Origin of the sequence: Sulfitobacter geojensis, from assembly GCF_000622325.1 — a bacterium.
GTDB lineage: Bacteria > Pseudomonadota > Alphaproteobacteria > Rhodobacterales > Rhodobacteraceae > Sulfitobacter > Sulfitobacter geojensis.
The window spans coordinates 76338-102270 of record NZ_JASE01000002.1 but is presented as its reverse complement, the minus strand read 5'-3'; the positions used below and the strand labels follow the sequence as shown (position 1 = coordinate 102270).

Annotated in this window: 29 protein-coding genes and 5 pseudogenes; 14 read left to right on the top strand and 20 right to left on the bottom strand. The window is 59.4% G+C overall.

Translation table 11 applies throughout. The features are described from left to right. The first annotated feature begins 269 nt into the window (after positions 1-269). Entirely contained in the window at positions 270-611 is a 342-nt protein-coding gene (merF, locus tag Z947_RS22295) for a mercury resistance system transport protein MerF (RefSeq protein WP_235602349.1), read from the top strand. Continuing rightward, the gene (locus tag Z947_RS22290) at positions 587-814 is read left to right on the top strand and encodes a GDCCVxC domain-containing (seleno)protein (RefSeq protein ID WP_072936797.1); all 228 of its coding nucleotides are present in this window, start codon (positions 587-589) and stop codon (positions 812-814) included. Before merF ends, Z947_RS22290 begins: the two co-directional genes overlap by 25 nt. Positions 815-846: 32 nt before the next feature. Here the strand turns inward: Z947_RS22290 and Z947_RS22010 are convergent, their stop codons facing one another. Further along, entirely contained in the window at positions 847-1299 is a 453-nt protein-coding gene (locus Z947_RS22010; protein ID WP_138058604.1) for a VOC family protein, read from the bottom strand. A 34-nt stretch (positions 1300-1333) separates the two neighbouring features. Continuing rightward, positions 1334-1750, bottom strand: coding sequence for a MerR family transcriptional regulator (locus Z947_RS21735; protein ID WP_081781080.1), 417 nt, complete (start codon positions 1748-1750; stop codon positions 1334-1336). A 74-nt stretch (positions 1751-1824) separates the two neighbouring features. Here Z947_RS21735 and Z947_RS0100855 point away from each other — a divergent pair, with 74 nt between their 5' ends. Together Z947_RS0100855 and Z947_RS20655 are read left to right on the top strand one after the other, a co-directional pair. Beyond that, the gene (locus Z947_RS0100855) at positions 1825-2460 is read left to right on the top strand and encodes a cation efflux transmembrane domain-containing protein (RefSeq protein ID WP_025042421.1); all 636 of its coding nucleotides are present in this window, start codon (positions 1825-1827) and stop codon (positions 2458-2460) included. Next, positions 2457-3008, top strand: a complete 552-nt coding sequence (locus Z947_RS20655; RefSeq protein WP_025042420.1) for a methyltransferase family protein — start codon at positions 2457-2459, stop codon at positions 3006-3008. Before Z947_RS0100855 ends, Z947_RS20655 begins: the two co-directional genes overlap by 4 nt. Before the next feature lie 61 nt (positions 3009-3069). Here Z947_RS20655 and Z947_RS22515 read toward each other — a convergent pair whose 3' ends face one another. Then, positions 3070-3486 carry a GFA family protein gene (locus Z947_RS22515; protein ID WP_037938443.1) on the bottom strand — a complete coding sequence of 139 codons (417 nt, stop codon included), beginning with the start codon at positions 3484-3486 and terminating at the stop codon, positions 3070-3072. A 357-nt stretch (positions 3487-3843) separates the two neighbouring features. On the opposite strand from Z947_RS22515, the gene Z947_RS0100840 reads away from it, so the two are divergent. The 6 genes and pseudogenes from Z947_RS0100840 to Z947_RS0100815 form a co-directional block, all read left to right on the top strand. Beyond that, positions 3844-4230 carry a transposase gene (locus tag Z947_RS0100840; protein ID WP_025042418.1) on the top strand — a complete coding sequence of 129 codons (387 nt, stop codon included), beginning with the start codon at positions 3844-3846 and terminating at the stop codon, positions 4228-4230. Then, positions 4227-4580, top strand: a complete 354-nt coding sequence (tnpB, locus tag Z947_RS0100835; RefSeq protein WP_025042417.1) for an IS66 family insertion sequence element accessory protein TnpB — start codon at positions 4227-4229, stop codon at positions 4578-4580. Before Z947_RS0100840 ends, tnpB begins: the two co-directional genes overlap by 4 nt. 55 nt (positions 4581-4635) lie before the next feature. Continuing rightward, a pseudogene (tnpC, locus tag Z947_RS0100830) lies at positions 4636-5532 on the top strand (IS66 family transposase); the annotation flags it as partial. A gap of 62 nt (positions 5533-5594) precedes the next feature. Further along, a pseudogene (locus tag Z947_RS0100825) lies at positions 5595-5834 on the top strand (transposase); the annotation flags it as partial. Positions 5835-6076: 242 nt separating this feature from the next. After that, on the top strand, positions 6077-7435 hold the full coding sequence (locus tag Z947_RS0100820; RefSeq protein WP_025042414.1) for an IS110 family RNA-guided transposase: 1359 nt from the start codon (positions 6077-6079) through the stop codon (positions 7433-7435). Beyond that, positions 7436-8326, top strand: a pseudogene (locus Z947_RS0100815) (IS3 family transposase); the annotation flags it as partial. A gap of 39 nt (positions 8327-8365) precedes the next feature. Here the strand turns inward: Z947_RS0100815 and Z947_RS21730 are convergent. From Z947_RS21730 to Z947_RS0100755, 12 genes and pseudogenes are all read right to left on the bottom strand, one after another. Next, positions 8366-8596 (bottom strand): annotated as a pseudogene (locus Z947_RS21730) (DUF6915 family protein); the annotation flags it as partial. Position 8597: 1 nt separating this feature from the next. Further along, complete coding sequence (locus Z947_RS0100810) at positions 8598-8984, bottom strand: DUF6878 family protein (protein ID WP_025042412.1); 387 nt, start codon at positions 8982-8984, stop codon at positions 8598-8600. Positions 8985-9105: 121 nt separating this feature from the next. Further along, positions 9106-13368, bottom strand: a complete 4263-nt coding sequence (locus tag Z947_RS0100800) for a strawberry notch family protein (protein ID WP_025042411.1) — start codon at positions 13366-13368, stop codon at positions 9106-9108. 102 nt (positions 13369-13470) lie between these two features. Then, the gene (locus tag Z947_RS20650; protein ID WP_037938440.1) at positions 13471-13623 is read right to left on the bottom strand and encodes a hypothetical protein; all 153 of its coding nucleotides are present in this window, start codon (positions 13621-13623) and stop codon (positions 13471-13473) included. Beyond that, positions 13613-13777, bottom strand: coding sequence for a hypothetical protein (locus Z947_RS22190; RefSeq protein WP_169737469.1), 165 nt, complete (start codon positions 13775-13777; stop codon positions 13613-13615). Before Z947_RS22190 ends, Z947_RS20650 begins: the two co-directional genes overlap by 11 nt. A gap of 94 nt (positions 13778-13871) precedes the next feature. Further along, positions 13872-14390, bottom strand: coding sequence for a type II toxin-antitoxin system YhaV family toxin (locus Z947_RS0100785; RefSeq protein ID WP_025042410.1), 519 nt, complete (start codon positions 14388-14390; stop codon positions 13872-13874). Continuing rightward, entirely contained in the window at positions 14387-14713 is a 327-nt protein-coding gene (locus Z947_RS0100780) for a type II toxin-antitoxin system PrlF family antitoxin (RefSeq protein ID WP_005668772.1), read from the bottom strand. The genes Z947_RS0100785 and Z947_RS0100780 overlap by 4 nt, the downstream gene beginning before the upstream one ends. 124 nt (positions 14714-14837) lie before the next feature. Beyond that, positions 14838-15491 carry a DUF6927 domain-containing protein gene (locus Z947_RS0100775; RefSeq protein ID WP_025042409.1) on the bottom strand — a complete coding sequence of 218 codons (654 nt, stop codon included), beginning with the start codon at positions 15489-15491 and terminating at the stop codon, positions 14838-14840. A 102-nt stretch (positions 15492-15593) separates the two neighbouring features. Then, a complete protein-coding gene (locus Z947_RS0100770; RefSeq protein ID WP_025042408.1) occupies positions 15594-16187 on the bottom strand; it encodes a hypothetical protein in 594 nt (197 codons plus the stop codon). 72 nt (positions 16188-16259) lie between these two features. Beyond that, positions 16260-18242: a ParB/RepB/Spo0J family partition protein gene (locus Z947_RS0100765; protein WP_025042407.1), complete on the bottom strand. Its 1983-nt coding sequence runs from the start codon at positions 18240-18242 to the stop codon at positions 16260-16262. A gap of 467 nt (positions 18243-18709) precedes the next feature. Then, positions 18710-19741: an IS110 family RNA-guided transposase gene (locus Z947_RS0100760; RefSeq protein ID WP_025042406.1), complete on the bottom strand. Its 1032-nt coding sequence runs from the start codon at positions 19739-19741 to the stop codon at positions 18710-18712. A gap of 216 nt (positions 19742-19957) precedes the next feature. Beyond that, a complete protein-coding gene (locus tag Z947_RS0100755; RefSeq protein ID WP_025042405.1) occupies positions 19958-20347 on the bottom strand; it encodes a DUF3768 domain-containing protein in 390 nt (129 codons plus the stop codon). Positions 20348-20692: 345 nt separating this feature from the next. Here Z947_RS0100755 and Z947_RS0100750 point away from each other — a divergent pair, with 345 nt between their 5' ends. Beyond that, positions 20693-21250: a hypothetical protein gene (locus tag Z947_RS0100750; protein ID WP_025042404.1), complete on the top strand. Its 558-nt coding sequence runs from the start codon at positions 20693-20695 to the stop codon at positions 21248-21250. Positions 21251-21340: 90 nt separating this feature from the next. Here Z947_RS0100750 and Z947_RS0100745 read toward each other — a convergent pair whose 3' ends face one another. The 3 genes from Z947_RS0100745 to Z947_RS0100735 are packed head-to-tail and all read right to left on the bottom strand — an operon-like array spanning position 21341 to position 22716. Next, a complete protein-coding gene (locus tag Z947_RS0100745) occupies positions 21341-21745 on the bottom strand; it encodes a hypothetical protein (RefSeq protein WP_025042403.1) in 405 nt (134 codons plus the stop codon). Positions 21746-21788: 43 nt separating this feature from the next. Then, entirely contained in the window at positions 21789-22091 is a 303-nt protein-coding gene (locus tag Z947_RS0100740; RefSeq protein WP_025042402.1) for a chorismate mutase, read from the bottom strand. Between the two features lie 28 nt (positions 22092-22119). Continuing rightward, a complete protein-coding gene (locus tag Z947_RS0100735; protein ID WP_025042401.1) occupies positions 22120-22716 on the bottom strand; it encodes a TetR/AcrR family transcriptional regulator in 597 nt (198 codons plus the stop codon). An 86-nt stretch (positions 22717-22802) separates the two neighbouring features. Between Z947_RS0100735 and Z947_RS0100730 the strand changes: the two genes are divergently transcribed. The 3 genes from Z947_RS0100730 (at position 22803) to Z947_RS20645 (ending at position 24353) form a co-directional block, all read left to right on the top strand. After that, the gene (locus Z947_RS0100730) at positions 22803-23210 is read left to right on the top strand and encodes a hypothetical protein (protein ID WP_025042400.1); all 408 of its coding nucleotides are present in this window, start codon (positions 22803-22805) and stop codon (positions 23208-23210) included. Continuing rightward, positions 23210-23713, top strand: a complete 504-nt coding sequence (locus tag Z947_RS0100725) for an anthrone oxygenase family protein (protein WP_025042399.1) — start codon at positions 23210-23212, stop codon at positions 23711-23713. Before Z947_RS0100730 ends, Z947_RS0100725 begins: the two co-directional genes overlap by 1 nt. A gap of 124 nt (positions 23714-23837) precedes the next feature. Then, positions 23838-24353, top strand: coding sequence for a LysE family translocator (locus tag Z947_RS20645; RefSeq protein ID WP_205623820.1), 516 nt, complete (start codon positions 23838-23840; stop codon positions 24351-24353). A gap of 46 nt (positions 24354-24399) precedes the next feature. Here the strand turns inward: Z947_RS20645 and Z947_RS0100715 are convergent, their stop codons facing one another. Together Z947_RS0100715 and Z947_RS20640 are read right to left on the bottom strand one after the other, a co-directional pair. Beyond that, on the bottom strand, positions 24400-25338 hold the full coding sequence (locus tag Z947_RS0100715; protein ID WP_025042398.1) for an ArdC family protein: 939 nt from the start codon (positions 25336-25338) through the stop codon (positions 24400-24402). A 39-nt stretch (positions 25339-25377) separates the two neighbouring features. After that, positions 25378-25853 (bottom strand): annotated as a pseudogene (locus Z947_RS20640) (hypothetical protein). Positions 25854-25933: the final 80 nt, after the last annotated feature.

Genomic DNA, 25933 nt, shown 5'->3' with positions numbered 1-25933 from the left:
AGGAAGTAGAAAAGCAAAATGGACATGAATGCAAATCAACAACCCTTGGCGGACACCGGCATCGCTGCCCGCCTATTGATGCCCTTCGCTGCGCTTTTAGCGCTGTTGTCGGCGTCATGTTGCGTTTTGCCTATCGGCCTTTCGATACTAGGCCTTGGCGGTGCATGGCTCACCATGCTTGGGCCATTCATCGCTTATCGAGGGTTCATTCTTGCAGGTGTCGCGATTGCCCTCGTTTGGGCTTGGTATCGGGTGCTGCGGCGCAAGCCATGCTCAACGCGCAGGCGGTCTGCAATTATCTGGACGTCACTTGCATCTATCGCCTTTTTGATCGCGCTGTCTTCGCCGCTCTGGGAGGCGTCAGCGCAACGTTTTATGTGGGATTTGTGGAGATCGACTCGATGAAGAACAAACTCCTGGCGCTCGGGGTGGGTGGCACGATCTTGGTCGCGCTCTGTTGCTTCACGCCGTTGCTGCCGGTCGCGCTGACCGCGCTTGGTCTGACGGGCTTACTTGGTGTCGTCTACAGCGATGCTGTCTTGCTGCCGATATTGGCAGGATTTCTCATACTCACGGGGTACGCGATATGGCGACAGAAGACGCAAAAGTAGTGCTGCAATCGACTCTCACCTGTCCATCTTGCGGGCACGTTGAAACCGAGACTATGCCGACCGATGCCTGCCAGTGGTTTTATGAATGCAAGTCATGTCAGACCGTCTTGAAACCGCTAGAGGGGGATTGCTGCGTCTACTGTTCTTACGCAACGGTTCCATGTCCACCAATCCAAGAAGGCAAGTCCTGCTGCGGTGTTTAGGTATGCACGGGCTTAATCTGCTTGGGTACCTGTTATCTCGCCGAATACGATTTCTCGCCATCTGGTGCCATAGCTACAATCTCTCGGCAACCGTATGGCTTGTCGGTGATCGGGCTTTTGAGCTTTGCGCCTCGGCGCTCGAATTCGTCATGCAGCGCTTCTATGTTTTCTACCCAGAAATAGGCCGCCCACCCATGTTTTCGGAATCCAAATGTTCGATGACAAGCAAGCATGATTGTCTGACCATCTCGGTCCAAAGTCACAAATTTTGGACCAGCCCCAATCTCCGTACCAAGTTCAAATCCGAGCCGCTCTACAAAAAAGTCCCGCATCGGTCTTACTGTGCGGCTGTTCACCTGTAGCACTGCGGCGGTTCGTTGGAAGCAAGAGGAAGGGATTTCTTCAGTGTTCATCTTACGACTATTGCCATAACCAACTACCAATACCAGTAAGTCAAGTGACTGACTTAGCAGGTTGGCTAACACCCTTTTTCCGCAACTGTAATTCTGGTTATCGATATCAGTGCTCCCTCTCACAAAGTTCATGATCAGCCAGAGACGCCAAGACATAGCAGTCTTCAGAAACGCCGTGCCCATCACATCCCTTCGAAATTCGCGTGAGTTCCTTTTCCAAAAGCTTGAGCCGTTTGATTTTCGCGCGAACATCTGCAAGCTGCGAAACAGCAATGTCTGTTGCGGCCTCGCACGATCTGTCTGGATGATCCTGTAACTCGATGAGCGATGATATCGTCTCAATCGAAAATCCCAGATCACGAGCGTGACGAATGAAACTCAGTCGTTCCAATCCTTCCTTATCGTAGCGTCTTTGGTTGCCACTCGTGCGCTCGGCTTCTGCCAAAAGTCCCATTTCTTCATAGTAACGAATGGTTGGAACCTTGACCTTTGTGCGTTTTGAAAGCTCGCCGATAGAAAACATGAAGAAACCTCTTGAACCTCTAGTCACTAGAGACATTACACTATCATCAACGTAAGATGAAAGAGGATTCACCCATGTCAGGTTGCTGCGGACACGACACCAAATTTGACGGCGTATCAGACGATTACAAGCGAAGGCTTTGGATCGTCATTGCATTGAACGCGACGATGTTCGCAGTTGAAATGACGGCTGGCCATTTGGCGAAGTCACAGGCGTTGCAAGCCGACGCTCTCGACTTTGCGGGTGATGCAATGACCTATGGCATTTCTCTGGCCGTCATTGGTGCCTCTCTTCGCGCCCGTACCAATGCCGCGCTGTTCAAGGGGTTTAGCCTCTTGTTGATGGGACTTTGGGTCTTCGGATCGACTATCTACCGCGTATTTTATGTCGGAGTTCCCACAGCCGAGATCATGGGTGCAGTTGGCTTTCTGGCATTGCTCACCAACCTTGCCAGTGTATTTTTGTTGGTTCGCTACAAAGACGGTGACGCCAACGTCCGTTCAGTTTGGCTATGCTCGCGCAATGACGCCATCGGCAACGTCGCTGTCATGTTCGCTGCCTTGGGCGTCTGGGGCACTGCAACAGGCTGGCCAGATTTGATCGTGGCAACAATCATGGCAGGACTATTTCTGTCGTCAGCGTTCCAGATCGTGCGCCAAGCCATCGCGGAGCGGCGTGAAATGATCGACCACAAACACGCAGAGGTATGATGCATAGTCTGCTGATTTTTCTGGGTCTGGGGGTTGCCGCTATGACCCTTGCAGCGATCCTCTGGTCGATTGCCTTTCCTGCGCGGCGGATATGGCCGCCCAAGCGCTACACCACACTCACGCCTTTCCTTGTCTGGATTCCCACATTCACGCTGTTTGGGGTTCTCATACTGCTTGGGGTCTGGGGCTGGGGTGATCTTGCCATTCCAAGTTGGGTGCGGTTTGGCGTCGGCCTGCCGCTCATCCTGATCGGCAACATTGTGGTATGGATGGAAGTCTCACATTTCGGGGTGCCGCAGACAGGTGGAGCCAAAGGCACCCTGCGCACCGAAGGCATGTATCGCTACTCTCGGAACCCGCAGTATATGGCTGACATTGGTATCGTCGGTGGCTGGATGATCTTGTCAGCGGCGCTGTGGGCAATGGTAGTCGGATTGGCTGGAATAGCAGTGCTTATTGCCGTACCGTTTTCCGAGGAGCCATGGCTCAAAGATCAGTACGGAAGCGCGTTTGAACAGTACGCGTCACGTGTGGGGAGGTTCTTCTGAGGTACGCAACGAGCCAAAGTCGGATTGCGACTGACACCAAAAATGTAACAACGCTAAAAAGCTAGGCAGGCATTCCATCAGCTTTCGGGAGACTGGGGTCCATTTGATCCCAAGGCTGTGCGCTCTTCACGTAAATGTCACGGCTTGGCTGGTACCAACTCGGATCATCCAAACTTCCCGCGAACAAGATCATTGCTCCTTCGCTTGCCTTGTTGATCAGAAACAGCGGTGATCCACATTCAGAGCAGAAACCGCGAAGCATTGCATGGCCGCGATCAGCTTGGCGCTCGAACCACTTTGGTTCACCTTTCTCAAGCCTGAAATCAGTCTGTTTCACTAGCACAGCTGGAAAATAGGCACTTCCAGTGGCCTGCTGGCAATCGCGGCAATGGCAGTTACCCATGTAGCGGGCAACACCTTCGGATTTGTATCGGACTGCTCCACACGAGCACCCACCGGAAAACTGCTCAGGCAACATGATCTTTCCTCTCCAGTTCATTTTAGGAAGGAGAACCAACTACGCAACAACTCATAGTCCTTATCTACCTGGTTTCTGTAGGGCAACGAAAGTCCGCTATCTGAAAATGGGTATTTGCGTCTAGGTTCATGTCTCATCGTCCCGTCGACGCTTCGCAAGTTCGCGATAAAGAGCGGGTGGCTGTTGAATGTCATTGAGAACTGACCCGGTATTGTCACCGAGATTTGACCCGCCTTTATTGTTTATCAGCAGTTAGGTTTTGGTCAATGTTGGGTAAGCGGTGCGCTGCTCCCACACTTACGGCATGACGCTTGATCTGCGATTCAGAGGCTTCTTTGAATTGTGGGGAGTTTCTCGATGGGAGCTACAAGCGAGTTTCTGGCAAGGTTGCCGCGGCGTTCGGATGGCAAGCGGGATTGGCCTCCGGAGTTGAAGGCACGGATTGTTGCGGAGACGTTGATTGAGGGCGAGACTGTCAACGCGGTCGCTAAACGGTATGAGCTGATCCCCAGCACGGTTTCTGATTGGCGGCGGATGGCGCGGCAGGGCAAGCTGGTTTTGCCCATCTTGGACGGCATGGACTTTGTGCCTGTTGAGGTTGAGACGCCTGCGTCTGTCGCCCAGCCTGTTCCCACGGCATCCTCCAGCATGCTTGATGTGATCAAAGGCGATGTCACTGTTCGTCTTGATGCGGCTACGCCAGCGGCGCGGATCGGCGAGATCGCGCGGGCTTTGGCGACGTGATCACGCCATCCCACAAGGTCCGGATTTTTGTGGCCAGCGATCCGGTGGACTTCCGTAAAGGCCATGACGGGCTGGCGGCTCTGGTGCAGAGCCAGTTGCGCCAGAAGCCGTTTGATGGGTCAGTCTATGTGTTCCGGGCCAAGCGGGCGGATCGGCTGAAGCTGATCTACTGGGACGGCAGCGGGCTGGTGATGGCGTACAAGCGGCTGGAAGATAACAGCTTCACATGGCCAGCCGTTAAGAACGGGGTGATGCGTCTGGAACCGGCCCAGTTCGAGGCGCTGTTTGCAGGGTTGGATTGGCGACGCGTGCGCCCCTTGGAGGTGGCAGCCCCAGCTGCGGCGGAGTGACTCACAGGGGCGTTTGCGCGGGTCATTCCACCCTTGTTTTGGTATGACATCGGGCATGACCGTGCCTGACAAATTGCCCGATGACATTGCCGAACTGAAGGCGATCATCCGTGCGCAGCAGGATCAGAATGCGCGGCTTGAGGCGCTGGTTGCCTCCTTCAAGAAGGCGCTGTTTGGAGCCAAATCCGAGAAGATTGATCCGGCCCAGTATGAACTGGAACTCGAGGATATCGAGACCGCCATCGCGCAGGTGGAAGCCGAGATCGACGCGGACGAGCGCACTGCGCCCGTGCGGCCCCCAAAGCCGCGCCAGACCAACCGGGGGTCACTGCCCAAGCATCTGGAACGGGTTGAAGTGGTCATCGAGCCAGAGCTGTCATGCCCGTGCGGAACCGAACGTCATGTGATTGGCGAAGATGTCAGCGAGCGACTAGACATCATCCCGGCCCAGTTCCGGGTGATTGTCACGCGTCGCCCCAAATATGCCTGCCGGTCCTGTGAGGGCGGGATCGTCCAAGCCTCAGCTCCCGCCCACATCATCGCGGGCGGCATGCCAACCGAGGCCACGCTGGCGCATGTGATTGTATCAAAATACGCGGATCACTTGCCGCTCTATCGCCAGGCGCAAATCTACAGCCGACAAGGCATTGATCTGGATCGCTCGACTTTGGCCGCATGGGTTGGCAAGTCAGCGTTTGAGTTGACCCCAGTTTATGATGCCCTGATGGCCGATCTGAAGGGCTCCACCAAGCTCTTTATGGATGAAACGCCTGCGCCGGTTCTGGCACCAGGGCGCAAACGCACCAAAACCGGGTACTTCTGGGCTCTTGCCCGCGATGACAGGTCCTGGGGCGGTGATGATCCGCCCGGCGTGGCCTTTACCTATGCGCCCGGTCGATCCGGCCAGCACGCGGACAATATCTTGAAGGGCTTCAGCGGCATCCTGCAGATTGGACCTGTCGCGGTTTGATGCCGCTCCTTTGATAGCATTTACTGCAGCAAAGGAGACTGACTATGGGACTGAAACGGACGGACGAATTTCGCCAAGATGCAGTGCGGATCGCGCTGACCAGCGGGCTTACGCGCAAACAGGTGGCGGATGATCTAGGCGTCGGGATGTCGACGCTGAACAAATGGATCACAGCCCACCGAGATACGGATATGATATCGAAGGAGGATTTGAGCCTTGCCCGAGAGAATGACCGGCTTCGGCGTGAGAACCGCATTCTCAAGGAGGAAAGGGAAGTGTTAAAAAACCGTTCCGGATCGGAGCCCGCCTGTGCGCGGTAGAAACAGCCTGTGCTATGGTCGCCCCATGAAGGGCAGCGGCCGTTCGCTTATTGGTGGTCTGTGTAAGGACAGAACCCCGTTAAAAAACGTGGTCCATGGGTTGATGCGAACTTGAGAGTGGTGACGCCGCCCTGCGGTGATCCCGGTTAGGAAGATGACGGATTTGCATAGCCCACGCCCTTCTGTTGCCAACAGGAGGATGGAAGATGGCAAAGCAAAAGACCCAGCTGATTGAGGCCGTGAACATTGGCGCTGCTGCGGTTGATATAGGTTCACGCGAACACATGGCCGCGGTAAATCCTGATGTGACGGATTCGCCAGTACGTGCGTTTGGCACCTTCACCCATGACCTGCATAATTTGGCTGACTGGTTCAAATCGCACGGTGTCACGAGTGTCGCCATGGAATCCACTGGCGTGTATTGGATCCCAGCCTACGAGATCCTCGAACAGCACGGCTTTGAGGTCATTCTGGTGAATGCACGTTACGCCAAGAACGTGCCGGGTCGTAAGACCGACGTCAGTGACGCCAGTTGGCTGCGGCAACTGCATTCTTATGGGTTGTTGCGTGGCAGCTTCCGACCATCTTCCGAGATCGCCACTCTGCGGGCGTATCTGCGGCAGCGAGAACGGTTAGTTGAATACGCTGCAGCTCATATCCAGCACATGCAGAAGGCCCTGATGGAAATGAACCTCCAACTGCATCATGTTGTGTCTGACATCACGGGCATTACAGGGATGAAGATCATCCGTGCGATTGTCGCGGGCGAACGTGATTTGGACGTGTTAGCCGGGTATCGCGACGTGCGTTGCAAGGCTTCAACAGAGACAATCAAAGCAGCGCTCAATGGGAATGATCGCCCCGAACACATCTTCGGGCTGACCCAGTCGCTCGAACTCTATGACTTCTATCAAGCCAAGATGCTGGAATGTGATCACCATCTTGAGGCGACGCTTGCGGCATTGGGTGCAGATACCGAACATGATCCCAGTCGACTGCCACGCCCGCGCACAAAGACCAAGCAAGTCAGCACGCCGTCATTTGATGTACGGGCTGCACTGTTCGGTGTTCTCGGCGTTGATCTGACTGAAATCCATGGGATGGGGCCTTCATTGTCGCTCAAACTGGTTGGCGAATGTGGCACTGACCTGCGCGCATGGCCAAGCGCCAAACACTTCACGTCCTGGCTGTGTTTGGCACCGGGCAACAAGATATCTGGGGGAAAGGTACTGTCATCTCGGACGCGACGGTCATCAAGTCGCGCCGCAGCACTGTTGCGTTTGGCCGCTGTCACAATCGGGCGTAGCGATACCGCCCTTGGTGCCTTCTACCGCAGATTGGCAGCACGCGCGGGCAAGGCCAAAGCAGTCACCGCAACAGCGCGCAAAATCGCCGTCCTGTTCTACAACACCCTCCGACACGGCATGACCTACAAAGACCCCGGCGCATCGCATTATGAGGAACGATACCGCAATCGCGTACTCGGCAATCTCAAACGTCGCGCCAAGTCGTTTGGCTATGATTTGCAAGAGTTACCACCGGAGGCTGACATGGCTGTTTCTTAGGAAGGCCACGGTGTTCTTTGCGAGCCAAAAGCCGTGAGGTTTAAGTTCATCGAAGAACACCGATCTGCGTTTTCCATTGATCTGATGTGTCGTGTAATGGCTGTCAGTCCGCACGGCTTACGTGCCTTCCGCAGCCGACCTGCAAGCCGTGGACAGCGGTCTGATCTGGTGACGCTGGCACATATCAAAGAGCAATCGCGTCTCAGTCTTGGCAGCTACGGCAGACCTCGAATGACCGAAGAGTTGAAGGAGATCGGGCTGAACGTCGGTCATCGCTGTGTGGGCCGTTTGATGCGCGGAAACGGCATATCCGTTGTCAGAACCCGCAAACACAAGGTGACCACCGACAGCGATCACAAGTTAAATATTGCGCCAAACCTGCTGGATCGGGATTTTGTGGCTGACCAACCGAACCAGAAATGGGCGGGCGACATCAGTTATGTTTGGACCCGAGAGGTCTGGCTTTATCTTGCGGTGATCCTGTACCTGCATTCACGTCGTGTCATTGGCTGGGCGGTCAGCAATCGCATGAAGCGTGACCTGGCGATCCGCGCGTTGAAGATGGCCATCGCGTTCCGGCAACCACCCAAAGACTGCATCCATCATACGGATCGCGGGTCGCAATACTGCTCTCACGATTATCAGAAGATCCTGCGCCAGCATGGCTTCAAGGTTTCCATGAGCGGCAAAGGAAATTGTTATGACAATGCGGCGGTTGAGACGTTCTTCAAAACCATCAAGGCTGAACTGATCTGGCGGCATCCTTGGGAGACGCGGCGGAAGGCTGAGATGGCCATCTTCGAATACATCAATGGCCTCTATAATCCGCGTCGCCGCCACTCAGCACTGGGCTGGAAAAGCCCCGTCGCATTCGAAAGAAAAGCGGCTTAAACGAGCACTTGGGGCGGCACGAAAACGCGACAGGTCCAGCTCGCCGATCCAGCGCACGGGAATGTCCCGACCCGCGCTATTGGTCAGGGTCAGGCCGAAAACCCGTTCCGCCTCGAACAGGCCTTGAGCGTGGTGGCGCATGGCTCGGTGCGTGAAGAGGGCGAGGTGTTCTTTCGAGGCATCGAACCAGTCATGTATGGACTGATAGTCAGACGGCACCCCGCCGAATTTGCCGGCAGAGCTTTCAGCATGATGAAGCGGGTGAGCCATATCAAAGCCCCTCGTCATAGCTGTGCGAGCATTCAACGTAGCGGTCGGCGTGATCGAGGGTGATGCTGTCTGCTGCAATGTCCCAGGTCAGCGTGCCGTAGCCGCCCTCGTTGTTCTCGAACCCCGGATGATGGTGATAGGCGAGTGACCAGGCGAAATCGCCCACGGCGGTGACAAGCGCTTCCGGCAGTTGGACCTCCGCAGGCTGCACAGTCACGTCCTCGACATTGCCGGAGTCGCCATAGCCTTCGTATTCGGCGGTGACCTCGTTGATGCCAAGCGCGCGCAATTGCACGATCAGTTCCGCTCGGGTTGCTTTCAGGGTGGTTTCGTGCTCGGCGCGCCACTGAGCCGCCATTGCGGCATAGTCGATCTGGGGATTGGTCATGGGTCTGTCCTCTTATCAGAAGTTGGGGGGCCAGGCGTCGCATTGGTCAGCGCGCGCCCGGAAAGCGCAGACCGGCCAAATCCCGATCCGCGACGCCCGACCCAAAGCCCGCTTTGGCTTTTCAGGCGGCTTGGTCTGACGTCATGGCGGCTTCCTGCCCCACGATCCGGGCCAGAATGCTGACCGTGTCGATCCCGTCCCCATGCGGCAGGAACACCCGCAGCTGGAAGGCGATGATCTCGGTGAAACACCCCATGGCCTTGAGACCCTCAATCATGCCCCGATCCGCACCGCTTAGCTCAAGGCGCATCTCGCCTGCGACGCGGCGACGGGTCAGGGTCAGACCCCGGCCCAGCTCAACAGGTGCGGTGGTGCCGAGGGCGGCGGTCAACATCTCCTGTGGCGTTTGCGGATTGGAGACGAGGAAGCGGGCGCGCAACGCTGCCGCCCCTTCCTCGCTCAGCGTGCGCCCGATCATCGCGGTCGCCCCGTCGGGCGTGACCCGGTAGATGCGTTCATTTGTGGTCGGAATGTCCTTCCAAATCGGCAGCAACAGCCCGGTCAGCAGGTAGAGCTTCGTCATGCTGGTTTTTGGCAAGGACGCGGCTTCGTCATCCCAGAGCCGGGTGAACTCTGCCCTCCCGATCTTTTCCCAGGCTGAAGCCTCAAACCGCGTCTCCTCGAGATAGCTGGACCCATTGGGCCGCACCGCCTTGCGCATCAGGGTGACAATGTCCTCGTCATACATCTGCATGGGCCGCGCAGAGATGAGCGCCGCGCGACCGGAGGCGCGATTGACCATCGGCAGCTTGTCGGGATTGCGTGAGAGGGCCTCTTCGGCACCGAGGACGTGGACCGGGTCGGTCACCTCCAGCCCGATGATCCGCGTCACGGCGCCGGATTTCGGGCAGGTCCAGAGATCCTCCGTGGAGACCTGCTCGATCTTTTCGCCGCCCAGGGTTTCGACGCCGAGATCGAGTGTGCCCGCAGCGCGCGCCCGTTCCGTCTGATCGGCAATCCGGCGCATGAACTCCGCAAAGAGCGCGTTCTGCATGTGGATGGGAAGGGCCAGAACCCGGTTGAGAAACCGCTGGATCGGGGGAAGCTCCTCAAGGAGCACCCCGTCCTTGTCGATCAGCCGCAGGGCCGTCCAGTCGGTGAAGCTCTCGTAGCTCATCGCCTCGGCGCGCCCGGCGGCAAGATCGGCGAAATACCCACGCAGCGCGGCCCGCGCGATCGGGCTTTCCAGATTGTCCTCCTCGCGGAACATGCCTTGCGAACCGGTCTCGCGCTGGCCCTTGGTCAAGGCCCCCAACTGGTCGAGGCGTTTGGCAATCGTCGAGGTGAAACGCTTTTCGCCATGCACATCCGAGGTGCAGACCCGGAAGAAAGGCGCGCTGACCTGGGCAGAGCGATGCGTGCGGCCGAGCCCCTGGATGGCCGCATCAGCGCGCCAGCCGGGCTCCAGCAGGTAGTGCCGCCGCCGTTTCTGATTCTTCGCCGTTTGCGCCGCATGATAGGACCGGCCCGTACCGCCCGCATCGGAGAAGATAAGGATATCCTTTTCGCCGTCCATGAAGGCTTGGGTTTCGGATGAATTGCTGCTGGCGGCGCGCTTCTCGATGAAGAGATGACCATCCTCGGCCTTGAGGGGCCGGATGGACCGCCCCGTGACTTCTGCCACGGCCTCGTCGCCAAAGGCCCAGAGGATCTGGTCGAGCGCCGAGGGGATCGGGGCCAGCGTCATCAACTCCATCATGGCCGCATCGCGCAGGGCGAGCGCCTCGCGCGAGACAACGAGCGCGCCGGTCTCATCCCGCAAAGGTTCCGCCACCATGTTGCCGTCGATCTCCACGAGCTTTTGGGCATGGATCGGGAAAGCCTGTTCGAGGTAGCCCAGAACATAGTCGCGCGGCGTCAAGGCTCCCTCAACGAGTTCATCCTCCGGGTCCATCGTCTCAAGCCGACGCTTCAACAGGCTCTCACCCGTCGAGACAACTTGGATGACGCAAGCCTTGCCCGCCGCCAGATCTTTTTTGATCGCGCGGATGATGGTCGGGGCTTTTATGCCCATCAGGAGGTGGTTGAAGAAGCGCTGCTTCGTGCTTTCGAAGCGGGACTTGGCCGAGGCGCGTGCGGCCGAGGCATTGGTCTCGCCCGAGGCATCGTTGACGCCAGTCGCAGTCAGTGCAGCCTCGAGATTGTGGTGGATCGTCTGAAACGCTTCAGCGTAGGCGTCATAGACCTCGATCTGTGCCGGAGTGAGCGCGTGTTCGAGCACGTCATACTCCACGCCGTCGAAGCTGAGGGCGCGGGCCGTGTAGAGCCCGAGCGTCTTGAGATCGCGGGCGACCACCTCCATGGCGGCGACACCGCCGGCTTCCATCGCCGACACAAAGCTCTCGCGGCTCGGGAAGGGATATTCGGGGCCCTGCCCCCAGAGCCCCAGCCGCGCGGCATAGGCGAGGTTGTGCACGCTCGTGGCACCCGTGGCCGAGATGTAGAAGACGCGGGCGCGGGGTGCTGCCAGTTGCAGCCGCAGGCCAGCAAGGCCCTGCTGGGAGGGTTTGACCCCCCTGCCCTGCTCGGACCCGGCCGCGTTCTGCATGGCATGGGCCTCATCAAAAGCGAGGACGCCTTCAAAGTCTGCGCCCATCCAGTCGAGGATCTGGCGCAGTCGCGTGGTGCCGCATTTGCCCGCGGACCGCAGCGTGGCGTAGGTGACAAAAAGGATGCCGTCGTCCATCGGGACGGGCTGGTCCGGTTTCCATTTGGAGAGCGGCTGGATGTCGGCGGGCGAGCCGCCAAGATCGGTCCAGTCGCGGATCGCGTCCTCGATGAGCGTGGCGGATTTGGAGACCCAGATCGCCTTTCTGCGTCCGGCCAGCCAGTTCACGAGAATGAGCCCCGCGCATTCGCGGCCCTTGCCGCAACCGGTGCCGTCGCCGAGGAAATACCCGAGACGATAGGCCCGTGCGTTTGGATCATCATCGGCGCGCGTCAGCTTGGTCTGGTCGTCATCGATGGTGAACCGACCGGGCAGGTCGCGCCCATAGGCATCATGCGCCATGATGATGGTTTCCAGCTGCGCCTCGGAGAGATGTCCCTCCTCGATCAACCGGGCGGGCAGGCGCAAGTCATCACTGCCCGTGTTTGAGGGCATGGGCGGGGCAACCGAGGCCATGGCGATGCTCTCGACGAGCGGCGTAGGATGTTCTTGCGCACCCGCGATCTCGACCCGCTGCGGACGGTAGCGCGCATAGATGTCCGAGATGGGCGTGTTGTCGCGCGGGATATCAAGACTCGTGAAAGTTAGCGGGCGGACGGCATTGGCCCGAGGCTTGGAGGCGGCGACAGGCGCAGCGGCGGTCTTGCGCGGAGCAGAGGATAGAACGGTCGGCCGCCTGTGAGGGATCGTCGCGACCCGTTGGACGGGGCGCATCTCGGTCCGGGTCGCGGCCACGGCGTCGACATATGCCAAGGCTTCATCCAGATCCCGGACATTTGCGCGGATCATCTCGCCATCCTCCTGCATCTTGTCGAAGATCATGAGCTGGGTTTCCACAGAGGTGCCGAGCTTGCGGTAGACCTGCCCCGGCATCGTCAACGCCAAACGCGGCGTCAGGAGACCGCAGGCGCGTGACCAATGCGCGGCATCGCGTTCGGGCGTGAACCTCGGCGGCATGATCGCCACCAGCCGCCCGCCAGGTGCCAGACGCTTTGCAGCCGCGACGAGATGTTTGGCGGCGATGTGCTTGTCACGCGACCGATCGACCGAGGAGGCGAAGGGCGGATTCATCACCACGACGTCGGGTAGAACCGGCGACTGCAGCAGATCGTCGATATGCTCGCCGTCATGGCCCGTCACCTCGCCGCCGAAAACCGCGCGCAGGAGGCGCTGGCGAAAGGGTTCGATTTCATTGAGCAGAAGCGTCGCACCGGCCCGTGCGGCGAAAGCAGCCAGGGCACCGGTGCCAGCCGAGGGCTCCAGCACAGTCTCGCGCTTGCGGATCGCCGCCGCCCGCACGACCAGCGCTGCAAATGGCAGCGGCGTGGAAAACTGCTGCAGCCGGATCTGCTGCTCGGAGCGGCGGGTTTCCGTCAGGAGCCGCGAGGCAAGCAGCTTTGCAGCGGCGATGTCACCTGCCGCGCCGTCCCCACGCAGCAGCACCTGGACAGCCGCGGCCTGCATAAGGTCATATGCCATGCGCCAGTCCCAGGCACCGCCGGCATCGCTGCCATGAAACGTCTCGCGCATGATGCGCGCCAGCGCTGAACTGCGCAGGGGTTGGTGGTCGACCTCCGCACCGATCTGCACGAGGGCAGAGGCGAGGTCAGTGTCGGAGATTGAGAGAGCCGGATTTGCCGGTTTGGGCTTGGACATGGGGGTTTCCTTTGGATCAGGGTCTGAGTTCCAAAGGACAAAAAGCCCGCTTTCGCTTTTCAGGGTGACGGGGGTCCGACCGCGCTGACCTCCAAGGCTTAGTCAGGACTTGGGTTCGACCTCCCGTTTCGCATCAATCAATGCCTGTGCGGCCTGCATCACCTGAACCTGAGATGTTCCCGTGCATTCCTCCTCCAGCGCGGCCTGTACCTGCGCGCAAAACCAGGCGTCATACGAATTGACATCAGCCGCCACGGAAATGCTCCTCGAGCCCGATATCCAGCAGCTTGTCGAGGTCATCGGGCATGTCTGCAACGTGCACAGCAATTGGGAAACGGTGCCCCGTCAGGTCAGGCGCGCATTGCTCCTCTAGCCCGAGGTGCTGCCTATCCTTTTCTGCCTCAATCATTGTGCTTTCTCCGACCGTATTATCAGCCGATGCTACATCTTCCAGCGGGGCGTCGTAAACGATAATGCCAAAGGGTCACAGCAAGCTGGCCCACTTACCGATCGGGCACCGCTTCAAGGGAAGTTTCGAACCGCTTGCCCGCCGCCGCAGCTTCTTTCAAGAGCGCGTCGAAATTGTCAGGTGGATTTCCATCTTCCAGCATCCCTTTGAACGTCGCATAGGCATCCGTCTTGCTGCCGTAGGCGCGCAGGGTCTTGTCGTCGTTCACCCAAGCCAGCACGATGACCTTCGCATCGCTGTTGAACCGGTAGAACAGCCGATACTGCTGGAAGAATTTCGCCCGGAACCAGTGCTTGCGGTGATCGCCGAGTGTGCCGCCTTGCCGGAAGGCGGCGGCACCCGGATCTGCCGGTATGGCCTCGGTGACCAGCTTGAAGATGGCGGCCAGCCGTTTCGTCGGGTTTTTCTTGCGCCAGGTCTTAGGATCGCGTGCCTTACGCGCCTCGACCTCCAGGGTCAGCCCTTCGAGCTGATCCAGAAAGAGCGGATGCGCATAAATCGACCATCCGTTTACGACAAGGGGCGCCCCTGCGGGCACGCTATCGCCGCTCATTCATCCTCGAGCGATAGCGGCGCATCGAGATCGACGTCAACGTCTCCGACCAGTGCTGCAAGACGGTCATGCAAAGCCCCATCGAACGCCCGAATGCGGTCCGGATGCGCCTTGATATCGGCCTCGACAAAATCGAGAAAGGCTCCGAGCACGGGATCTTCCTCGTCGCTGCGCACGGGCTCGATATAGACCCTGCCACTCGGCTCGGTGCAGTAACGAATCTGGTCGCCCTTGCCCAGCTTGAGCTGTTTGCGCACACCCGCCGGCACGGTCGTCTGATACCGATCCGTGAGTTTCGAGACATCTTGTGCGAGGGCTGTCATGGCAGTCTCCTGAAGAAAAGGTTCTTTGCTGCCCGCGATAGGTAATGCATTTGCATTGCCTTGTCAAGACAAGCCGCAGCATCTGCTGTCGCCGGGCAGGTCGATGAACCGTCCGGCGCAGGACCTAATTTCGCCCCGCCAGGAACTCCGCCAGCACCGGGCTAGCCGCACCTTTCGCGGAGCTGAGCAGCTCCGAACCCGCAAGCGAGGCCTTCGACAGGCGTACGAGCCCACCAGTTTCCTCGATGCGGTAGCAGCGGCGCTTTTGCCGCCCGCGCGTGTAGTGGGTCGCGGTGACAATCTGGCAGGTACTGCCATCGGTGAGCGTCACAGGTGCTGCGAGCCTGATCTTGTCGCCTTCCTCGTAGTCCGGGATCGCAGCCCAGTCCTGGCAGCGCTGGCGCCAGGCATGAGCATAGCTGTCCGGGTCTTTCAGGTCGGAGAGGAGCTCGATCAGCCCAAGGGGAGCACGAGACTCGTTCGGGCCAGCACTTTCCTCCATGTCCTTGTAGCCCCAGCAGCCGTCATCGTATCGGGTGAGGAAGACAGCACCGAACGTGATGGAGCCATCCGCATCGGTCACACAGGTCGTGTCCTCGACCGGCGAGCCATCGATACTTGTGACCTTTGCCGCCGCGTACCAAGTCGAACCCACCTTGCAGGCTTTGACCAGTTCCGTCTTGCGCCTGTCGCTCTCGAAGGTGCAGAGCCGGGCAATCTCCGCTTTCTCATCCGCGTAGGTCTGGACGCGGCGATCGGTATAGAAGAGCCATCCCATCTCAGAGTCCTTTCTCTCATTGGGGAAATTGTTGTCGTCAATGTCCCGAGAGGGCCGCAGGCCTGGCAGGGTATTGGCGATGCTTGTTTGAGAAAGGGCGCGTTACGCCGCCCTCCGGTCATCGATTTCCATCAGCGCATCGAGCGGCACGCGGTAGGGCTGCATGGCGTCGAAATCCTCGCAATTGCCGCAGTTCTGCACGATCGCGAAGGTATCGCAGGCATCCTTGAGGATGACCCGGAAGGTGCCGCCGAGGCCCGAGGGCACCTCGTAGGTCCCGCCGATGAGATAATCCGAGGCCCGGCGTACGAAGACGCGGATGCTGTGGCCATCGGTGGCGAGCCGGATCGCCCCCCGCCCCCGGTCGATGAGCACCTGCACGTCATCCAGGATGTCGGTGTAGAACTGGCCGGTCAGATCGCGAAACGCCATGCGGCGCTGCGCCATCCAGTCGGTATCCCGAAACGGGTTCATGCCGTCGGCGAAGGCGAAGGAGGGATCTGCCTGTTCGGTGGTGACGATACGGGTGGTCGTGCCATCGATGCCGTTTGAGCGCAGATGCACACCATTGCCGACGATCAGGATCAGGGCGGGCCTGTCCACGGGCCCGTTCCAGTTGGGCAGGAAGGTCTTGCAGGCGCGCGCATGGGCGATCTGTGCCGCAACAGCGGACGCAGAGAACTTGAGAATAGCCATGGGGATGTCTTTCGGTTGGGTGTGGGAGGGTCGACCCGCGCGGGAAATGCCTCGCGCGGGTCGCGTGAGGACTCAGGCCGCTTGCGCGACCTCGCTGTCAGGCTCGGGAGATTCCGAGGCGGGCTCCGCCTCATCACAGACGACACCGGCGGTCTGCATCATCGGCGGACACCAGGCGGCTACGGCAGCGCGCTGCGCGTCCGTGAGTGTGGCGAACGGCTCTGCAAAGAGCTTGTCGCAGAAGGCGACGATCTCCTTCTTGCTCGACGAGGCCAGCGTCACCGCCTCCTGGGCCAGACCCAGATCCTCGCCGAGGATCTTCAGGAGCCATGCCTTTTTGAAGCGATTGAAGAGCGCCGCGTTCGGCGTCCAATGCGCGCGGATATCGGGCATGATCTCGATCTCGAACGCATGCATCAGGCTGTCGCGCTGGCGGTCCCGCGCGAAGCAGGACTGCGTGGTGCTGGCCGTGGCATAGGCGACGAGCTTGGCCTTCTCCCCTGCTTCGAGCGCGCGAAACGCCGCGAACTGATCGGCGGGCGGGCGGGTATCATCGAGCCACGAGAGGTCCAGCACATCATGCGCCGCGGCCACCTGCGCGAGGGAGGTCTCGTCAATCTCGTCCATCTTGGCGTGGTTGCGGTATTCCTTGCGGGCATCGATCTTGATCGCCTGCGTGACACTCATGCCGCTGGCCAGAACGTCGCTCACCAGCTTGAAGAGCGTCAGATCGAGCGTGGCTTCCGGATGCAGCGCCATCGCGGCGCCAAGGGCCATGGCCCGCTCGGTCTTGAGGTCCTCGGCCAGTGAGGCTGGATAGGTGATTTCGCCGGCGTCCGGGGCCTCTTCCCCGGTCGGGCTAGCCGAAGAGCCGCGCGCGCCCTCCTCTTTCACGGTGTCTTCCGGGCGGACGAGACCAACATGGAGCGTGATCTGCCCACCCTGCCACGACGCGATCACCCCGGACCGCGCGAGGTCCTCGGTGCTGTAAGCCTCCTGCAGATCGCGGGCTTCCTCTTCCAGAGCGTCCACGCGCTCGTAAAGGGCATTGTAGGCACCGTCCTCGAGCCCCTCATCCTCCATCTGGAGCTGCAGTTTATCAAGCTCGGCAGTGATCTCATCGATGCGCTTCTGGGCGGATGCATCCGGCACGATCGGGCCGGGATAGACGCGGCCATAGTCGGCCATGGTCGCGTAATCATAGCGCACCATCGCATCGGCCCAGGCGAAGCCCAGCCTCATACGGGCCTCTTCGGCAGCGGCACCGAGCTTCTCGAGCAAGATGGTCTCGACCAGTGCTGCATCCTCGAGCACGGAATGCTCTTCCAGAAGGTCAGCCGCGACAGCACCGCCGAGGGCCTCGTAGTCCGCGCGCACGAAGGCTCCGATATCGTCGCTGACCTGCACGCCGCGGGATTTGAGCGCTTGCCGGACGGTATAGGCCTGCAGATAGCTGTCTTCCTTGGTGAGCGCCTCGTAGACCTCGCGCTGAACCTCCTGGCTCGGGTGCTCGGCAAAGGCCTTCATCGTGTCGAGCGTGATCGTCTTCGCCCGGGCCGCGGCGCGGATATCGGGGTGGATCAGCCCGTAGCGCAACCGGCCTTTCACGGCGGCAACGGTCGTGCCGAAAGTCATTGCGATGGTCTCAGGCGTCTGGCCATCGACCTCCATCATCCGCGCGAAAGCCTCGAACTCGTCGATTGCGTTCATCGGTGCCTGGGTGATGTTCTCGGCGAGCGACAGCGCCGTGGTGACGTCGCACTTCTCCGGCACAAGGCGGCAGTCGACCTTGGTCTTCGCGGTGAACCCCTTCGCGGCCTTGTCGGCGACCAGCTCCTTCAGGGCTGCATGGCGTCGGCCACCGGCGAGGACAGCGTATTTGCCGTCGAGCTTCTGGACCAGGAGCGGCTGCAGGAGACCCAGAACAGCGATGCTGGCTTTCAGATGGGCGATGTTCTCGGGGTCGTAGGTTTCCGGCGCGTTGCTGCGCACATTGGCGGGGTGGGCAGTCAGATCGCCAATAGCGACGGATACGGGTTTGAAGCTTGTGGTCATGGGATGTCCTTCTCGGTAGTTATGCTGCGGCCGGCGCGTTCAAACGCGTGACCAATCCCCGGCTTCGGAGATCAAAAGGACAAAAGGCCCGCTTCCGTAATGGGGCGGGCCTCTGTCAAGGGTTTCGGGCAAGTCAATAACTCCGGCGAAGATCTCTTTCTTCACCGGGTTTAGGACACAAAATCAGAAGCTTACTTTTTCTTTTTCACTGCAACCGCACGTCAGGACTGAAGGACACCCCCCGGCCGGGCTTCGCTCTTCCGTCCGTAGTCAGCCTCAAAGCCGCCACTCTATGCCTGGTCCAAATCTGATCCCTGGGTGCCCATCTTTCCCGCGTATTCAGCGCTTGCCGATAACTTGCGGGCCTCCGGCATCTCCAGGAACCTCGTCCCGGCAGGGGACCTCGTCGTACCTGTCGTCAGGTGCAGTGCGTTCCTCCGTCTAATCGAGTTCAGGAAGTGTTTTTCTCAGACTGTTGCCAGGGAGCTCTGCGCATAGCGGAATGGTGTGCCGTCCCGCCACATACGGTGCAAAATAACGCCAATGCGCCGAGCGAGTGCAATCAAGGCCCGTTTCGATCCACGCCTATGAGCCACTCTGAGTGCCCAGGCCTGGAGCCAGTTTGGTGACCCACGGTGCATCAGGATCATTGCCGCTTGATATAAGGCTGTACGAAGGCCTCGGTCGCCAGCTCGGGTGATCTGCCCAACGATGTCCATCTCTCCGGATTGCGTGCGCCTTGGCGTCAGCCCTGCCCACGGACCAACATCCTTCGACCGTGCAAAGCGGGCTGGATCATCAATCGCAGATTTGACCGTCAGGGCGACGATCGGACCGACACCCGGCATCGTCATCATCAGACGACAAACGTTGTCGTGTTTTGCCAGACCCGCGATCTTCGCATCCAATTCGGCCAACTCGGCACGCAACTGCGAACGCGCGCGCAGAAGAGCCTCCGTCGACGTGGACAGGATTTCATTCTGCTCAACCAGTTCCCTTACCCGGGCCTCGTACCTGATCCGGGTGACATGCCCCAGCTTCAAGCCGAAGTTCCGCAAAACACCCCGCATGGAAAGCTCAAGGTTGATGATCGCCTGTTGAACTGATTTTCTTGCAGCCAGCAACGCACGGATTTCCTGGGAGGACACGGATTTGCGGTGCACGGGTCTGTACCACCCCAATTGAAGCAAGCGCGCAATGCCCTGAGCATCGCGCCGGTCTGTTTTGATCGGCATGGCCTTCAAGGCGGCCTTCACCAACCGTGTTTCCATCATGACCACGTCAAACCCTGCCTCTTCCATCCCCTTGCTCAGCCATTGGGACAGAGGTCCAGCTTCGAGACCGATCGTGTCGATCGAATATGGCAGGGCGACGATCGCGCGCACCAGGGCTTCAGGCTCGCTCTCCGCCTGCAATTCTTCAACAATAATCCCCTGCGGCCCCAGCACACAAATCGCCGTGCTTGCCAGAGATACATCCAGTCCGATAAATACATTCATGTCGTTGCCCTTCTATTCTTAGGAATTGAGGCGCATGGAAACATACGACCTCGTAGACGCGCTGCAGGCGCATCAAGGGCAACGGCACTCCACATCATTCTGACAAACAAGCGAAACATGTCCGATTCGCCGACAGCCCCATTACGGCATCTTTGCCTTTTGAGGGGGCAGCGGGCCTTAGGAGGCTCAGAAATAGGTCTTGAGGCTGCCCCCCGCCTACCAGTCGCGCGCCATCATGATGGTCAGCACACGCATGGTGGTGGCGGGATTGTCTGGGGTCTCAGCCCCGTAGCGAAACTCCGAACCCGCTTCGTACAAATCCAGTTTCCAGAACACGGTCTCACCCCGGATCTCGACCGCCCCGAAATCGTGCCATCCCTCGGGATCATTCTCAGGCTCGAATGTATCGAACGCACCGGTTGCCTTCACCGCCTCGGCCATGAAGCCGTCACCGGCCTCCATAAGCGCGCGGGTGACATGCATGCGGCTCTGGATGGGCCGCGCGGGCGGCACTCCAAGGCACGCAAGCTTGCGAAACGCATCGTTCTGCGCCGCGATCACACTCGGATCTGCACGGTCTGGCTGGGGTTGAACATTCATGGACATAGGGATCTCCTTTGAGAAGTTGAAACACCCTTCCCAAAGCCCGCTTTAACTTTTCAGATTGGTGGAGATGTCAGGGAGCGAAACACCCTCAGCCAAACAGACCTACGGTCGGCAACTGTTGGACTACGTTAATTCGCGTCTGGCTCATCAAATGCCCGCTTCTTACTCAAGCTACTCGAAATCCCGTTAGAAACCAAACCCACAAACCCTGACATTTTGGCCACCGCCAAAATCTTGCCGCATAAGTTTGCTAACGCGGTTTCCGGTAATCCAATGCGCTACGTTTTCCCGTTCATATCACTCCTTTTTCGGAATATGCCGCCACCCTCACCGGGGCGATTGCTTATGCCGGCGGTTCTTGCCGGCATCTGGACCACTCTTAAGGCCGTGGGCCTGCCGGACTCCGAAGCCTTTGTCTGGGCAGCGGTGCTTGCACAGGCAGCACATCTTTGGGCGGTTCTGCCAGTTACTATTCGGCGCCAACGCCACGTATTTGGGCGCGCACGCCAAGCCACCAGTTGGGCGATTGCCGCCAGTTTCGCGGTCCTTTCGGTTCAGGTCTGGTGGTCCGAGCCCTGGCTTTGCCAGCGGTTGGTTAGCATTTATTGCGGTTGGTACGCACTGACGATGGCGTTTGGTGTCTGGGGTAACCGGGACGTTCTGAACCACACTGTCCCCGTGTCCGATAAGGCAAGGGTATCCCCAATGCTTCGCCGCCACTTGCTCAAGCTCAACGCTTTGATCGCCATATTGATCATCGCAACCAACGAAACGCTCTTGGCGGTTGAAGCGCCTCTGAACAGCAGCGTGCTAACCCTCTCGCTGTTGCCCGTGGCGTTGCACTATCTTTACCAGATAATCCTCAGGTTAACAGCTCCACCCCTGTACGAGAGCGAATCCTGATGCACACAGTGCTGTCAGATTCGGAGGATGACATCGAGGAGGCCGCAAGCCGCCAAAAGACTCTCCCCCCATGGTTCGCGCGCTTCGTCCCTATTTACCGTCAAGTGCCGTAAACTCGGCGCGGGTGAGAAACGGCGCGTTTTCTGCAAGCTTTCTCAATTCTTCAAGCGATGAATACAATGGCGTTGACGGATCAATCTTCGCTTGAGCACGACTTCTGAAAAATTTCGCGTACTCTTCCACATAGACACGGTCCTTTGGCGGCATGTCCGCGAGATGGTTCGTCAGGAAGATGTCATAGTGGTGAACCGCTTCCGCAAACCTGTCCTGCCGATGCCGCGCCATTGCACGAAAAAGTTCCGCCTTAGCCAAGAAATATGGTTGCGCTTGGAACCCGTCCAGGCGGTCCAGAACGGCCGAGTAATCTCCTGCCTGCATTGAATTCGCCGCCCTGTGAAATTTCCCGGCGGCTCTGATATTGCGAATAAACTTCATAGGTCCGCCCCACCAACTGCGCCCTTTGTCTTGCGGAATCGCACTATTCCCCAAGCTCCCTTACTTCCCGTTGAATCGACCATTCGATCAGTTCGGCCCAAAGCTTGCGTGCGAGGTTCGGATCCAGGCCCTGTTCGAACGCGGTTGAGCTGACCTTGTCGAGCACCTCAGCCACCCGATCCGTTGTGCGCGCCGGCAAGCCTTCGATCTTCTTGAGATCCACGGCGCGGTCGATATAGCGGCTTCTGGTGACCAGCAGGCCAATGAGGTCTACATCGATCGCGTCTATTTGCGCGCGGAGATCGGTCATGGTCTTGCAAGCATTGGGCGCGAGAAGGGTCGTCATGTTTTGAATTCCTTTGGTAGTTTTGAATTTAGCCGAGAAGTTGGCGGAGGAGCCTGACAGCCCGCTCGGACCGCGCCTGACAAAAGGTTTTTGATGGCTGCGGAAGACGGCCGATGACGCGCCTGATCTGCTGGTCGCCTATCAGCAAATCGAGATAAAGCGCCACGGCCTCTCCGGTATCGTCGAAGATGAGCGTCCCTTCATCCCGGGCGCGCAGAAGCACCCGCTCGAGCAGTGGGAAAACCGCCTCCCGCCCGGCCTTTGAAAGGGTCGCGCCCAATTCTCCACTGCTATCCGCCGCCGCTGCACGATTCAGTGCAACGGCCCTGTCGCCGGTGAGCAGGTTCAGCAATTTAGGTCCAAGCGTGCCAAGAATGGAAATCGCGTCGTGATCGGTCTCCAGTTCGGTTTCCAGGTGCATTTTCACCTCTTCCGCATTGCGCGTGACGAGCGCCTGAAACAGGCCCCGCTTGTCACCATACCAGTTGTAGAGCGTCTCGTTCGAGGCCCGCGCCTGTTTCGCGATGCCCAGTATCGACGTGCCTCCGTAGCCCTTTGCTTCCAGCACTGCATAGGCGGCGTCTTCGATCTGCTGTCGCCGCAGCGATCTTTTTTCTTCGCGCATTTTCGTCTCCTGCGTGTTGACAGCAAACGTAACTGCTATTACGGATATGCGCAACCGTAACTTAAATTACGCTTTTGGAGAAAGACATGACCCATCATGACCGTCAGGCCCTGGCCGCGCTCACAACCTTGATCCTGCTGCAATCTATAATGCTATCGGCGCTATATGCCGGTATCAGGCCACACCCGCCTGTGGCGACGCCGCTGTTCGGCATCGCCCCCTTTCTCGGCGCCTCGGTGTCCGTCGCCCTCTCCGCGATGATCGTGCAGCCGCTATCAAGCGCCACCGGGCGCGGGCTGAGCGTGATGGCGGCGCTAATGGCCCTGGTCTCATTCGGGCCGCAGAAATACTTCGATGCGCAGTTTGCCCTGATCTGGCCTGCCGTGATCCTTGGCCAACTCGCGGCGATCGTGATCTTTGCCCGCGTTCTGAGTGCATCCCGTCATGAAGATGGCACGGACAAGACCGCCACACCATGCGACGGACCGGCCTGATGGCCCGACTTCTTGTCCCGATGTCGATGCTCTCGCTTCTGAGCATGGGCGCCATTTTCGGGTTCTTCTATGCCTGGGTCTGCTCGACGATGTGGGGTCTCGATGCCGCCGACCCCCGGGTCGCCATCCCGGCGATGCAGGCGATGAACGCCTCCGTCCGCAACCCCGTCTTCTTTCCGGCGTTCTTCCTGACACCCGTCATTCTGGCTCTGACCGCCGCCATCGCGGCCCGGCAGAACAGGTGCAGGGCAGCCGCCCTGTTTTTGGCAGGTGCAGTGATCTACGTCGCAGGGGCGCTGCTGGTCACTGCCATGGTTAACGTGCCGATGAATGAAGCGCTGGCGCAAGTAACCGTCCCGGCAGACAGCGCCGCGGCTGCCGACATATGGCAGGTCTATTCCACGCCCTGGCAATTCTGGAATACGCTCAGAACCCTTGTCAGTGGCTTTGCCCTGCTTCTGACCGGCCTTGCCATTTTTGCCCTTACCCCGGAGACAGACTGATGGACATCTCGCTTTTGACTTTCGCCTTGCTGGCCGTGGTGGTCGTGGTGACGCCCGGGCCGACGGTTCTTTTGGCCCTGTCCAACGGATCCCGGTTTGGAATTGGCTCTGCAATTTCCGCATCATGGGCGCCGCCCTTTCCGACGGGGTCCTTATCGCCGCGGCCGGTCTAGGGTTGGGCGCCGTTCTTGCCACATCAGCGGTTCTGTTCAACGTCGTGAAATGGGCAGGCGTCGCCTATCTAGTGTGGCTTGGCGTTCAGATGTTGCGGTCCGCGGGGGAAATGGGGCCGGTTCCCGGGCAAAAGAACGGGCAAGGCAAGGGCGCATCCCCGCGCAGGCTGACGCTGTTTCGCAAGAGTTTTCTGGTCGCCGTGACGAACCCCAAGGGCTACCTGTTTTTCACCGCGTTCCTGCCCCAGTTCCTAAACCCGTCAGAACCATTGTTGATGCAATATGCCCGGCTCGCACTCGTCTTTATCGCCGTCGATGTGGCTGTGATGGCCATTTATGCTGGACTAGGAGCAAAGGCGGTACAATTTCTGAGTAACCGTGGCGCGCTGTGGCTGGACCGGACCTGCGGTGGCCTGCTCATCATCCTCGGATGTGCCCTAGCGCTAGTACGACGCAGCGACGTGTAGCCACAGGCCCCATACAGGGGTTAGGCGCTCCTGCAGAACAGAGCAATCAAGCGGCCCGAGCGCCCTCCCCTACCCTGCCCGCCTCCGATCTGGCGATCAGGTAGTCACAGGCGCGCTGCGCATCGGCGGCGTGGCGGAAGATCGCGCCCTTGTCCGACCGAAGGACGCGCAACCAGTTGTGGAGGTAGGCAGCATTCATCTCGAGCGTATGCGCCGTGAAGCCGAGTGTCTGCCCCAGGAACACCGAGGTCAATTCCGCGACGATCTCCTCGCGCGCATAGGACGTGTTGCCAAACTTCGAGAACCCGAAATCACGGTTCAGTCGATGGGGGGCTTTCGTGGCATGGGCCAGCTCATGGGCCCAGACCCCGTAGAAGTTGCGCGGGTCCTGGAACCGCGTGATGGACGGCATGTAGACCTTGTCCACGGGCGGCAAATAGTACGCTTCTGTTCCTGTGAAGACGGTCGTGATGTCGATGGCATCGAAAAACGCCTGCATGTGCGGGATGGGCTCGGACGGCGGATACTCGGGCGCTGGCTCCGGGTCGGGGTAGAAACTGTCGGGCAAGCCCTCGATCTGGCAGGCGTTGAACACGCGGTAGGATTTCTGGAAGCGGAAGACGCGGGCCTCCTCGGAGCGATCATCCCCGTCGCTGCGGTCATCCTCATCGCCGGCGTCCCTCCGGCTTTGACCGTAGTAAACGACGACAGAGGACTTCTCGCCCTTGCGAACCTTTGCGTCCAACGCATTGGCTTGCGGCAGCGTCATCCAGAAAGGTGAGCTATGGCCCGCCATCACGGTGCGCATAGTCAGCAGGAAGTTGTTCACTCCCTGGTAGGGTTCTCCGCCCACGCGCAGTGGACGAGAGCTGCCACCTGCGGTCCATGGCTTGCGCCACGGCAGGACGCCGCGCTCGATGATGCGGATGATTTCGTTTGTGATGACCTCGGAGGCATCGAATTTGGGCGTGCGGGAACGGGCCATGGCTGGCCTCCTTTCGAGTGTTGGTGAAATAATTGGGGATCAGGTTGAGCGACTGGTGCGTGGATCGCTCGCGATCGTGGCCCCGAGCTTTTCGACCATGTTAATGTAAGTGGTCAGCGAGACGGACCTGCCAGAAACCCATGGCTCAGGATTGACCGATCCTCCCCGTGTTACGCGGGGGAGGTTCGCGAAAGCGATGACATCGGTGACGGGTCGAACGGCGTGCCACGTGCGACCGCAAGAGCGGCCAAGGGAAAGCGCTCGATCGGCGCGAAGGTCGACACTGTGGTCCAACCCAAATGGATGAATGTCCCGCCATCGCCGCAGATCACATGGGCGTTCGGAAATGTCGCCGCCCGCCTGAGATGGACGAGAACGCGCAACACGGTCTCGCGTTCGAGCCGCCGTGCCAGTTTCAGCTGGCCAGTTCGGCGCAGTTCCTTGTGCCGCCACCAGGAGGCGGCGGTCGCGCGCAGCACGCGCAAGACACCTGTTTGCATGGGAATGCCCTTCATCAGGAAAGACAGACCGGAACCCGGCCCGGACCCGTCTGAGGGACCCCAAAGGCCCTCATCCGTCAGTCGCAAAACCCGAA